Here is an 11,906-nt window from a genome sequence, read left to right as displayed (position 1 = left end):
TTAAATTTTTCAATCTTTTTAATTTTTAAATGTAAAACAATGGCAGTATTCGTATACGCAGAAAATATAAACGGAGTTTACAAAAAAGCAGCTTTCGAAGCAGTTTCTTATGCTAAAGCTGTTGCTGATAAAGCCGGAGATACCGTTACGGCAATCTCTGTAAACCCTATAGATTCTTCAGATTTATTATATAAATATGGAGCATCAAACGTAATCAACATTAAAGACGAAGGTCTTAAAAACTTCTCAGCAAAAGCGTTCGCACAGGCTGTAAGTGAAGTAGCAGACGGAAATATCATTGTTTTCCCTCACACAACTGATGCTTCTTCAATTGCGCCAATGTTTGCGGTGATGAAGAACTATTCTTTAATCACTAACGTTTTAGAAGCTCCTGAAAGCCTTTCTCCTTTCCAGGTAAAGAGAAGAGCATTCTCAGGAAAAGGATTTATGCATGCAAAAGCTGAAGGAAACGGAGTAATTGTTACGGTTTCTCAAAACGCTTTCGGTGTTAAAGAAAATGCAGTATCAGGTTCAGAAGAAGTGAAAAACTTATCAGTAGCTAATGAAGATACTAAAGTGATTTCTCACGAGCAGAGCTCAGGTAAACTGGACCTTAAAGAAGCTGAAGTTGTAGTTTCTGCCGGTAGAGGACTGAAAGGACCTGAAAACTGGGGAATGATCGAAGATTTAGCAAACGTTTTAGGAGCAGCTACAGCATGTTCTAAACCGGTTTCTGACATCGGATGGAGACCTCACACAGAGCACGTAGGACAAACAGGTAAAGCAATTTCACCGAATCTTTACATCGCTGTAGGGATTTCAGGAGCAATTCAGCACCTTGCCGGAGTAAACTCTTCAAAAACTATCGTAGTAATCAATAGCGATCCTGAAGCACCATTCTTCAAGTCTGCTGACTATGGAGTAGTAGGAGATGCTTTCCAGATTATTCCTGCATTAACAGAGAAAATTAAAGCAATAAAAGGATAAGAAAGTGAATTGTGAATAGTCAATTCGCTTTGCTCGTCAATTTTTAATTAAATAATTCACTTGCGAAGTAAAATTCACTATTGACGTTTGACAATCATCAACAATACAGATAAAAGCTCGGCTTTCCGGGCTTTTATTTTTGCGTAAAAAAGTAAAATCACAATAAAAAATTAATCTATATTTGTAGCTATGGATTATAAACAGCTAATTATTCGCGGAATATCGTATAGCCAGACCCAGTCGGGGGCTTACGCATTGTTACTGGAGCATGAAGAAACACACATAAAATTACCTGTTGTTATAGGAAATTTCGAGGCCCAGTCTATCTCTCTCGGATTGGAAAAAGACATCCATCCACCGCGTCCTCTTACTCATGATTTATTTACAAAATTTATAGTCTCTGCCAACTATGAGCTGATTTCTGTTATTATTTATCAGATTGTAGACGGAGTATTCTTTTCAAATATCAACTTTAAAAATAAAGCGAACGAAGAAGAATTGATCCTTGATGCCAGAACTTCTGATGCTGTTGCAATGGCGGTAAGATTTGATGCACCTATATTTACAACACAGCAGGTTCTGAATGAAGCAGGGATTTTATTAGAACTGGAAGATGTTGCCAAAGAAGACCAATCTTTCTCAGAAACTGTACAGACAGAAGACAACTTAAAATCTCTTTCTATGGAAGAACTTCAGAAATTACTGGAGGATGCCGTTAAAGAAGAAGACTATGATACTGCTCTTGAAATTCAGGAAGAAATCAAGAGAAGGAAAAAGACAATTGACTAAAGAGATACTTTTTATATAAACTATGAATTTAAAATTACGACTGACCATCCTCAGTTTTCTCCAATTTTTTGTTTGGGGAGCATGGCTGATTACGATGGCAAACTTCTGGTTTGGTACAAAACATTGGGAAGGAACTCAGTTTGGAGCCGTGTTCGGAACCATGGGAATTGCTTCCATCTTTATGCCAACCATTACTGGAATTATCGCTGACCGCTGGATCAATGCGGAGCGTATCTTTTCAGTATTACACATCCTTTATGGGGTTATTCTTTTCATATTGCCTCATTCTGCAGACCCGAATTCTTTCTTTTCGGTAATGCTTGTGGCTATGTGCTTTTATATGCCTACCATTGCACTTGCGAACTCCATTTCTTATACAATCCTGAAAAATAACAATCTGGATGTAGTAAAAGACTTTCCGCCGATTCGTGTATGGGGTACCATTGGTTTTATTGTAGCAATGTGGATCACTAACCTTAGTGGCAACAAAGCTACAGAAGGGCAGTTTTATATTGGAGGTGCTGTAGCAATAATCTTAGGAATTTATGCTCTTACCTTACCAAAATGTCCACCACAAAAACTGATTGATAAAAATTCACCATTATCAGAACAACTAGGATTGAATGCATTTAAGCTTTTTGGAAACTATAAAATGGCTTTGTTCTTTTTATTTTCAATGCTTTTGGGAGCAGCACTTCAGCTTACCAATGCATATGGAGACGTTTTCTTAAGTGAATTTGCGCATTTCCCTAAGTATGCTGACTCATTTGTAGTACAGAGATCTACCATTATCATGTCAATTTCTCAGGTATCAGAAACCCTGTTTATTTTGGCGATTCCTTTTTTCCTGAAGAAATTCGGAATAAAAAAAGTAATGTTGATGTCTATGCTGGCTTGGGTATTAAGATTCGGATTCTTTGCATATGGTGTTCCGGACGGATTTGGACTTTCCCTGATCATCCTTTCATGTATTGTATACGGAATGGCATTTGATTTCTTTAATATTTCAGGATCGCTTTTCGTAGAAACAACTACCGATAAAAAAATACGCTCTTCAGCTCAGGGATTATTTATGATGATGACCAACGGTTTCGGAGCTGTTTTTGGAAGTTATATTGCAGGCTGGGCGATTGATAAATTCTTTACTCATAAATTCACAACCGCTTCAGATTTGTCCACTTATCTGGAAACTACGCCTGATAACCCTACTTTCCTTGAAATTCTGAAAAATAGTTTCAATGCAGCAGTTAATTCAGACGGAACTCTTTCATCTGTGGTGATGGTAAAAGACTGGCAGCAGATATGGCTTTCATTTGCCATTTATTCGCTGGTACTGGCTATATTCTTTGCCGTATTGTTTAAACACAAACACAACCCAGAAGATGTTTCATCAGTAAAACATTAAGTTAAAACTAACATTATTAAGATATTAAATTGCATTTTTGAAAAAAAATGCAATTTTTTTTATTTTCAGGCAACCTTTTGAGAAATACTCCGTCTTATAGATAGAAACTGAAACATGAAGAATATCGAAGAGAATTTTTTATTGGCTAAAAAACAAGATCGGAGAGGGCAGAAAGCCCTTTACGAGATGTTGGCTCCCAAAATGCTGGCCATTGCAAATTCTTATGTCAATAACCTTCATGATGCGGAAGATATCCTCCTGAATGCATTTATGAAATGCTTTACCAGAATACATGAATGCAGAGACTGGAAAAGTTTTCCGTTTTGGCTTAGAAAAATTATTGTGAATGATTCTATCACCTTTATTCGAAAGAATAAAAATATTCTCTATGCAGATGTAGAAATTGCCGATGATTATGGTGAATCAACCGATGAAGAATATCCTGAGGAAATAAATATTGAAGAAATATTTTCCCAGATGCCGGTAGGATATAGATTGATTTTTAATCTATACGTGTTTGAGGATAAAAAGCATAGTGAAATTGCTGAAATTCTTAATATCTCTGAAGGAACAAGCAAAAGCCAGTTGAGCAAGGCAAAAAAATGGCTTGCTGAATTTTTAAAAGCAAAAGAAAATGAAAAAAGAAATACTGAAACAGTTAAAATCTGATTACGAAAAGCTTGAAATAAAGCCTTCCGCAGATCTTTGGGACAGAATAGAACAAATAGACCAGGAAGAAGTGAAAAGCATTGTTATGAGCCCTAAAAAGGCTTTACAGTGGTGGAGATATGCTGCCGTAGTAGTTCTGTTGGTTTCTGTAGGAGCATTACTTTATTTTAATAGAAGTTATCCTGTCAATACAGAGAATCCGATCGTTCATACAAAACTGCCGGAAGAAGGCATAGAAATATCATTTATAAATCCGCAAATACCTACTGTTGAAAGTAAAAAAACAGTAAAAAATGCCAATCAAGAGAACGTAAAAGTAATTCCAGATGTTCCTATAGCTTACCAACACAAAGAAATCTCACAGAAAGAAGGATTAAGCAACAGTAAAGAAGAGCAGATTATAGTGGCTGATTATGAGATTAAAGCCCCGGTATTAGACAAAAATATAATTTCTATAGCAGACAAAACTTCTCCTGTAGAAAGTAAAAAGACTGAATACATCAATGCTGATGAACTCCTGCAGGGAAGAGAATTTCAAAAAAAGAGAGAAGAGAACAGGACCGATACCAGAAAATTTGGAACGCTTGATATGACTAAAATTAAAGTTAAAAGTCCCAATTCTCTTAAAATATTTGGCGTCACAGTCTACAGTGACTCACTGCAAAGCAAATAAACAATCCTCCTTTATATCACAGAAAACTGCCCCGGTACAGGGACAGTGATGAAATATGGTCTTAAAATTAATAAAAATATGAAACGAAAATTACTATTGATGGCTGCTGTAATAGCTTTTAGCTATGGATTTGGCCAGGAAACTCAGGATAACAACCTGAGTGTCTATTCAAAAAAAATTGACAGTATAGTGATGTCTGAAAAAAGCAAAATGAATGTAGAGCTGGATCAGATTGATAAGAGTTTTAAAGAAAAGAAAATCACACCTGACGAAAAGCAAAAGCAGCGCACAGCAATTGCTTCAAAATATGAGCAGATTATTAATGAAAAAATAGATTCCCAAAAGCAGGATCTTGAAATGGCAACCAAAGAACTCGTTAAAGATGCTGTTTTTAAATCTGAAGATTCCGTAAAATCTGGAAGAAATCAGCTTTGGCTGGGACTAAATGGATTTAATATGAAACTCAATGAGAAGAAAAAAAAGAATAATCCGAAAAACTATCTAGAAACCTTAGAACTTTCTGTGGGTATGGGCGGGGCGGGATTAACTTCAAAGAATAAACCTTTTGAATTTTACAGTAAGAATTCTGATATAAAAAGCAGTGTTATCAATTCCTGGCAGCTGACATTATGGTACGGTAATCAAATCGGAAGTTATACCAGTCCTTTTTTCTACCGTTTCGGATTGGGAGTGCGGTCAGACCAGCTTACCCCAAAATATGAGCAGGCATTCAAGCAGGATAAATACAACTTATTCGTTGGTGATTTTGACCGTGGAAACCTTAAAAAGAGTATGCTTTATAATACTTATCTAACCATTCCTGTAGACCTTAAATTTGTTTTAAATCCAAAATACAAAGACTATGAGGGGGTTAAGTATCTGGATAACAACAGGAATCAGTTGTGTGTTATTCTGGGTGTTTATGGAGGTGTAAAAATAGGAAGTGTGAATTATACCAAGTATTCCAATGAGTTTTCTGATAGAATTGTTGAAAGAGAAAAAGTGATGCATGGGGTGAACGATCTTGTTTTCGGAGGGAAATTGGGAATCAGTTATGCCGGGTTCAATCTGTTTGTTCAGAAAGACTTTACTCCCGCTTTCAATGACAATGCTTTGCTGAAGAAAAAATATGGACTTCAGATTGGGATAGAGATCGCAAATGTTAATTTTTAATTTGATATCAAATAGCTTTTTTCTTTATATAATAAATAAAAATATTGGATATTTTTTATAACTAACAAGCGTTCGGGTATGGAAATCCTATTTTTAAAACACACTATTTAAAAGTGTGTTTTTTTTTGTATTTTGGCACTTTAGTAAATATGAAAAATATTCAGTTATTAGGATTACTGTTAGTGATTATAGGAAGCTTTTTACCTCTGGTACATGTGCCTGTTATTGGGAACTGGAACTATTGGAAACTTGATCATTATCTGGCCATTGCATGCTGGCTATTTGCTGCATGTGCCGTTTTTGGAATTGTAAATAACAGCGCAAAAATCGTAAGGTTTTTTGGTATTCTGCTTATCCTTTTATTTGCTTTTACTTTATTCGCTGTGAAGATGCAGTCTTTGCAATACTTTAGCTTTTTACCTTTCAAATCCTGGCAGGAAACTTTTGCCGGAATTGTTAAATTGAAATGGGGCTGGGCTGTAGAATTTTTAGGCGCTTTCCTTTTGGTTCTTGCAGGAGGAAACAAGAAAGTAAATAACCGCACACAACTATAAAAATGAACTTCTTAAAAATATTTTCCGCAGGAATTTTGCTGGTGACAGCCGCACAGGCTAACGCTCAGAAAGCTGATCAGAAAAAACCGGACAATCCGGCTAAATGTGCCAATATAAAAGAAGGGAAATTTGTAAGACCCAATTATCCGGAAGGCATATGGCATATGACTATTAAAGATAATATTCAGACCGAATATTTCAATAATGGAAAAGACTATATCAAATCAACATTGGTTTTTGTTGATGACTGCAACTATAAAGCAATCATTATGGAGAAATCTGATAAAAATAATCCTGTACAGATAGGAGATGTCTTCAATAATAAAATCCTAGCAACTCAGGATAACCTTCTGAAAGTGAATATAAAAATTGAAGGAAATCAATTTGATGTGGTCTATGTAAAAGTAAAATAAATTCAATCTATAAAAATGGAACTTTTGTTCCGTTGAGTTAAAAATAAAAATTATATACATGAAAGAAGTATTCATCGTTTCCGCAGTAAGAACACCTATGGGGAGTTTTATGGGAAGTTTGTCAACGGTTCCGGCTACAAAACTGGGAGCAACTGCTGTAAAAGGAGCACTGGATAAAATCGGTTTAGATCCTAATGCTGTTCAGGAAATCTATATGGGGAATGTTCTGCAGGCAGGAGAAGGCCAGGCGCCGGCTCGTCAGGTAGCTTTAGGAGCAGGTCTTTCAATCAATACACCTTCTACTACAGTAAATAAAGTTTGTGCTTCAGGAATGAAGGCTGTAACAATGGCTGCTCAGGCAATCAAAGCTGGTGATGCAGACGTAATTGTTGCTGGAGGTATGGAAAATATGTCTTTAGTTCCTCATTATTACAATGCAAGAGTGGCTACAAAATTAGGCGATATCAAAATGCTTGATGGGATGGTACTTGACGGTCTTACAGACGTTTACAACAAAGTACATATGGGAGTTTGCGCAGAAAAATGTGCAGTAGACTATAACTTTACAAGAGAAGATCAGGATAACTTCGCTGTAGAATCTTATAAAAGATCTGCAAAAGCTTGGAGTGAAGGGAAATTCAACGAAGAAATTGTACCGGTTTCTATTCCTCAGAGAAAAGGAGAACCAGTAATCTTTGCTGAAGATGAAGAATATAAAGCAGTAAACTTCGACAGAATTTCAACTCTTCCTACAGTATTCAAAAAAGAAGAAGGAACAGTAACAGCAGCTAACGCATCTACTTTGAATGACGGTGCTTCTGCATTGATCCTTGTTTCCAAAGAAAAAATGGAAGAACTTGGGTTGAAGCCTCTTGCGAAAATCGTTTCTTACGCTGATGCAGCACATGAGCCTGAAAACTTTACAACTGCTCCGGCAAAAGCTTTACCTATCGCTCTTAAAAAAGCAGGATTAGAAGTTTCAGATATCGATTTCTTCGAATTCAACGAAGCTTTTTCAGTAGTAGGATTGGCGAACAATAAAATCTTAGGATTGGATGCTGCTAAAGTAAACGTAAACGGAGGAGCTGTAGCATTAGGACACCCACTGGGAAGTTCAGGTTCAAGAATTATCGTTACATTAATCAATGTTTTGAAGCAAAATAACGCAAAATACGGTGCAGCAGCAATCTGCAACGGAGGTGGTGGAGCTTCTGCTATCGTTATTGAAAATATCTAATATTCTGTTAAAGAATATATTACCATTAAGGAATCGATAATTTTTTTAAAAACTTATCCATTTCTTAATGGTTTTTCTATTTTTGTGCTACTAATATATATTTGAAATGTCTGAAACTGAGAACCGACAGCCTAAAAACATAAAGAATAATCCGAAGATTATGAAAGCCTGGGCTGTATATGACTGGGCAAACTCCGTGTATTCCCTGGTTATTACCTCTACCATTTTCCCTATTTATTACTCTATCCTTACCACAGCGTATGAGAAAAAAGAATATATAGCAGAAACCAAAAAATGGATTGATGTTCCCGTAAGGCATATGATCAAAATTTTTGGAGAAGAATATCAGCCGGATGCTGTATACGGGTATTCACTTACTATATCGTTCTTTATTGTAGTATTACTTTCACCGTTTTTATCTTCTTTGGCAGATACAATCGGAAACAAAAAATCCTTCCTACAGTTCTTTTGTTATTTAGGAGCTACATCATGTATGGGATTAGCCATGTTTACGGGGATGCATAACGTATTTCTGGGGCTTCTCTTCAGTATTACAGCAAGTGTCGGCTTCTGGGGAAGCCTAGTGTTTTATAACTCCTTTCTTCCGGATATTGCAACACCGGATAGGCAGGATGCACTTTCCGCAAGAGGATATGTCTATGGATATATTGGATCTGTAGTTTTAGTAGTAATTTGTTTAATCCTTATTCAGGTTTTTGCTAAAGGGGCAGCTCAGCAGTTATTATTTACAAGAATCAGTTTCTTGCTTACAGGAGCCTGGTGGTTTGGTTTTTCTCAATATACATTCAAACACCTTCCACAGTTTGGAGACGTAAAAGATAAACTTCCTAAAGATCTTGTATTATTAAACTATAAGAATATCTTCAAAAAGCATGAAGAACAGGGAGGTTTTTTTGAAGTATTGAAAGACAACCTTAGTTTCTATAAAGATATTGCGAAAGAAAGTTTCCACGAACTTTTTAAAGTAGGAGGAGAACTTTTCAAAGATAAAAACCTGAAATTCTTCCTGTCGAGTTTCTTCTTTTACAGTGTGGGAATGCAGACGATCTTCCTTATGGCAACCTTATTCGGGAAGAGTGAGATCAATCTGGCTCAGGATAAACTGATCGGAACCCTTTTGGTAATTCAGATCGAAGCCATTATCGGAGCAGTTATTTTCTCAAGGCTATCTAAGAGAATCGGAAACAAAAATGTTATTTCAATTGCTATTGTGCTGTGGATTGTTGCTTGTCTTTGGGCGTATTTCCTGAATAAAGAAAACCCAACGGTAGAATACCAGTTTTATGGAGTAGCTGCAGTGGTAGGTTTAGTAATGGGTGGTCTTCAGGCAATGTCTAGATCCACGTATTCTAAACTGCTTCCGGAGAACTCAATGGAAAACACTACGTATTTCAGTTTCTATGACGTATTGGAGAAAATTGCCATCATCATTGGAACATTCATCTTTGCAACATTGATCGAGCATTTCAATAATATGCGTATCGCGGCATTGTCTATGACCCTATTTTTTGCAGCAGGATTAGTTTTAATAAGATTCCTGAAGGTTAAAATGAGAACCGATAGAGAAACATTATAAAATTGAAAGACGTTATTTTTAACGTCTTTTTTTATTTTAATGAATAAAAAACATTTATTTGATTAATTGATTTGATTTATTTATAGAATTACCAGTAATACTAGAATATAGCTATGATTTTTCACTATGTGTTGATATTTTTTGTTTATTTGCAAAAATGACAAAATTATCAAAATCATGAAAAAGCTTCTATTAATTTGTTTTTTGCAATGTTTTATTCTTTGTTTCTCTCAAAATTTAAAACCCGTTGCCCAAAAAGTTTTGGAATTTCATAATCGAAAATCAGAACTTAAAACCTATGCCTTATTTGAGGCAGATAAATCTATAGATAAAATAACTGAATACAGAAGAGCAGCAACAGATATTACGGTGATGTCTTTGAAGCCTGCAGAACTAAAAAGATTAATCAAAGATAAACCTGATTTTCTTGAAATCTCTTTTCCTTTTGATGGTGGCAGACAGATCACTGTTGAAATGTACAGACATCAGATTTTAACCAACGATTTTAAAGTAGTTACAGATAAAGGAATAGGAGTAGAATATATGCCAGGAGTGTATTATCAGGGAATTGTAAAAGGAGATGATGCTTCTATCGTAGCTTTTAGCTTTTTTAATAATGATATTATAGGAGTTGCTTCTACCCCCGAATTAGGAAATATAGTCGTAGGAAAAGCTAAAAATTCTGAAGATTTTGTAAGCTATTCAGATTCTAAACTAACAGGATCTAATCCATTTTCCTGTGATGTAGACGGATTGAAAGAAAATCAGGTTCAGAGACCGGTTTTCAACCCTAATAATACCAGTAAAAAGAAAACAGACAACTGCGTAAGAATATATTATGAAGCAGGTTTTGGACCCTATACTCAAAATGGAAGCAATACTACCACTACTACGAACTGGGTTACCGCTATGCATAATAATGTTACAACATTGTACGCAAATGAAAATGTTAATGTAGCCTTAAGTGAAGTTTTTGTTTGGACAACCACTGATCCTTATACAGGGTCACCAAGTGCAATTCTGAATCAGTTCAGAACTACAAGAACTACTTTCAACGGAGATGTAGCACAATTATTAAGAAATCCTGCGACAACAAGTATTGCTTATGTCAACTCATTATGTACCAGTTACAAGTATTCTTATTGCGGAATGAATTTAAACTATCAGAATGTACCTACTTATTCGTGGAATATAGAAGTAATGACCCATGAACTTGGGCATAATCTAGGCTCACCACATACGCATTCTTGCTTCTGGAACGGAAATAATACAGCCATTGATGGATGTGGACCTGCATCAGGAAACAACGAAGGATGTACTGCGGCGCTTCCTCCGGCAGGTGGTGGTACCATTATGAGTTACTGCCATTTGCTAAGCAGCGTAGGGATTAATTTTGCGAATGGTTTTGGGGTACAGCCTGGAACATTGATCAGGAATACTGTAGATTCAAAAGGATGCCTTGGTACCAATTGTACAACCTCATGTCCTACATCGATCACCAATTTTACAATTAACAATATCACACAGACTTCTGCAAATGCTGCTTTTACAGATGCTCTTTCAACAACATGGAAATATAAGCTGACAACAGCAAACGGAGCGGCAGTATCTTCCGGAAATGCCAATACACCCTCTTTTAATTTTACAAATCTTCAACCGGCATCTTATTATAAACTAAGTGTAGGAACAGATTGCAGCGGGCCAAATGCATTCCAGTTATCAAAGCTTTTCCTGACTGATGGAGCATGGTGTGATGGAACTCCATTTTTAGATACCGGAGGTTCCACTGGGCAATATAAAGATAATGAAGACCTTGTAAAAACATTTTATCCTACTCCCGGCTCATCTATGACGATGACATTTACGTCATTCGATCTTGAACAGGGCTATGATTTTATGTATGTGTATAATGGACCTTCTACAGCTTCACCATTATTCGCCAATGGAAATAATCTGAGTGGAAGTACAGTTCCCGGTCCGTTTACATCAACAGATCCTTCAGGTGCCATAACAGTAAGATTTGTTTCAGATGGAGGCGTTACAGGAAACGGCTGGAATGTGAATTTCTCTTGTGGTGTTTTAGCAGTAGAAGATATCAATATCAAAAATAATGCAATAGATATCTATCCAAACCCTGCCAAAAATATGATCACTCTCTCTTCAAAAGAAAGATTAAAAGGATATAAAATCTATGATGAAGCAGGAAGGCTGGTTGCTTCCGATTCTTCTTTAAAAGGGAATAAACAGGAAATAAATCTTTCCTCAATTCAGACAGGAAACTATGTGATTACTGTAGAAACAGAGAAGCAGACCATTAATAAAAAGCTGATCAAACAGTAATTTTTAAATAAAACTTTGTAAAGCCTGATTTTATCAGGCTTTTTTTGTATATTTATATAGAAAAAATTC

Annotated in this window: 11 protein-coding genes; all 11 read left to right on the top strand. The window is 35.9% G+C overall.

Translation table 11 applies throughout. The features are described 5' to 3' along the window. Positions 1-39 precede the first annotated feature (39 nt). The 11 genes from AC57AW_RS15055 (at position 40) to AC57AW_RS15005 (ending at position 11,837) form a co-directional block, all read left to right on the top strand. Entirely contained in the window at positions 40-987 is a 948-nt protein-coding gene (locus AC57AW_RS15055; RefSeq protein ID WP_496352543.1) for an electron transfer flavoprotein subunit alpha/FixB family protein, read from the top strand. A 189-nt stretch (positions 988-1,176) separates the two neighbouring features. Then, positions 1,177-1,776: a bifunctional nuclease family protein gene (locus AC57AW_RS15050; protein ID WP_318845590.1), complete on the top strand. Its 600-nt coding sequence runs from the start codon at positions 1,177-1,179 to the stop codon at positions 1,774-1,776. A 22-nt stretch (positions 1,777-1,798) separates the two neighbouring features. After that, positions 1,799-3,181, top strand: coding sequence for a nucleoside permease (locus tag AC57AW_RS15045; protein ID WP_496352542.1), 1,383 nt, complete (start codon positions 1,799-1,801; stop codon positions 3,179-3,181). A gap of 114 nt (positions 3,182-3,295) precedes the next feature. Next, the gene (locus AC57AW_RS15040; protein ID WP_496352541.1) at positions 3,296-3,850 is read left to right on the top strand and encodes an RNA polymerase sigma factor; all 555 of its coding nucleotides are present in this window, start codon (positions 3,296-3,298) and stop codon (positions 3,848-3,850) included. After that, on the top strand, positions 3,816-4,523 hold the full coding sequence (locus tag AC57AW_RS15035; RefSeq protein ID WP_496352540.1) for a hypothetical protein: 708 nt from the start codon (positions 3,816-3,818) through the stop codon (positions 4,521-4,523). The genes AC57AW_RS15040 and AC57AW_RS15035 overlap by 35 nt, the downstream gene beginning before the upstream one ends. Before the next feature lie 78 nt (positions 4,524-4,601). Further along, on the top strand, positions 4,602-5,696 hold the full coding sequence (locus AC57AW_RS15030) for a hypothetical protein (RefSeq protein WP_496352539.1): 1,095 nt from the start codon (positions 4,602-4,604) through the stop codon (positions 5,694-5,696). 149 nt (positions 5,697-5,845) lie between these two features. Continuing rightward, entirely contained in the window at positions 5,846-6,250 is a 405-nt protein-coding gene (locus AC57AW_RS15025) for a hypothetical protein (protein ID WP_496352538.1), read from the top strand. A 2-nt stretch (positions 6,251-6,252) separates the two neighbouring features. Further along, positions 6,253-6,663 carry a hypothetical protein gene (locus AC57AW_RS15020; protein ID WP_496352537.1) on the top strand — a complete coding sequence of 137 codons (411 nt, stop codon included), beginning with the start codon at positions 6,253-6,255 and terminating at the stop codon, positions 6,661-6,663. Between the two features lie 58 nt (positions 6,664-6,721). Then, the gene (locus tag AC57AW_RS15015) at positions 6,722-7,900 is read left to right on the top strand and encodes an acetyl-CoA C-acyltransferase (protein ID WP_318845597.1); all 1,179 of its coding nucleotides are present in this window, start codon (positions 6,722-6,724) and stop codon (positions 7,898-7,900) included. A 106-nt stretch (positions 7,901-8,006) separates the two neighbouring features. Next, positions 8,007-9,497, top strand: coding sequence for an MFS transporter (locus AC57AW_RS15010; RefSeq protein ID WP_318845598.1), 1,491 nt, complete (start codon positions 8,007-8,009; stop codon positions 9,495-9,497). Between the two features lie 261 nt (positions 9,498-9,758). After that, positions 9,759-11,837 carry a M12 family metallo-peptidase gene (locus AC57AW_RS15005; RefSeq protein ID WP_496352536.1) on the top strand — a complete coding sequence of 693 codons (2,079 nt, stop codon included), beginning with the start codon at positions 9,759-9,761 and terminating at the stop codon, positions 11,835-11,837. The last annotated feature ends 69 nt before the right edge of the window (positions 11,838-11,906 follow it).

The sequence above is a fragment of the Chryseobacterium sp. BGA-UO-ETr-SB22 genome, from assembly GCF_059567885.1.
Note: the sequence above shows the minus strand (reverse complement) of the source record. Positions and strands in the feature narration are given on the sequence as shown.

What these genes read in the sequence shown, in the direction of transcription:
- AC57AW_RS15055 (WP_496352543.1), top strand. Translation starts at nt 40, where the DNA reads ATGGCAGTATTCGTATACGCAGAAAATATAAACGGAGTTTACAAAAAA.
- AC57AW_RS15025 (WP_496352538.1), top strand. Translation starts at nt 5,846, where the DNA reads ATGAAAAATATTCAGTTATTAGGATTACTGTTAGTGATTATAGGAAGC.
- AC57AW_RS15035 (WP_496352540.1), top strand. Translation starts at nt 3,816, where the DNA reads ATGAAAAAAGAAATACTGAAACAGTTAAAATCTGATTACGAAAAGCTT.
- AC57AW_RS15040 (WP_496352541.1), top strand. Translation starts at nt 3,296, where the DNA reads ATGAAGAATATCGAAGAGAATTTTTTATTGGCTAAAAAACAAGATCGG.
- AC57AW_RS15010 (WP_318845598.1), top strand. Translation starts at nt 8,007, where the DNA reads ATGTCTGAAACTGAGAACCGACAGCCTAAAAACATAAAGAATAATCCG.
- AC57AW_RS15030 (WP_496352539.1), top strand. Translation starts at nt 4,602, where the DNA reads ATGAAACGAAAATTACTATTGATGGCTGCTGTAATAGCTTTTAGCTAT.
- AC57AW_RS15015 (WP_318845597.1), top strand. Translation starts at nt 6,722, where the DNA reads ATGAAAGAAGTATTCATCGTTTCCGCAGTAAGAACACCTATGGGGAGT.
- AC57AW_RS15020 (WP_496352537.1), top strand. Translation starts at nt 6,253, where the DNA reads ATGAACTTCTTAAAAATATTTTCCGCAGGAATTTTGCTGGTGACAGCC.
- AC57AW_RS15045 (WP_496352542.1), top strand. Translation starts at nt 1,799, where the DNA reads ATGAATTTAAAATTACGACTGACCATCCTCAGTTTTCTCCAATTTTTT.
- AC57AW_RS15050 (WP_318845590.1), top strand. Translation starts at nt 1,177, where the DNA reads ATGGATTATAAACAGCTAATTATTCGCGGAATATCGTATAGCCAGACC.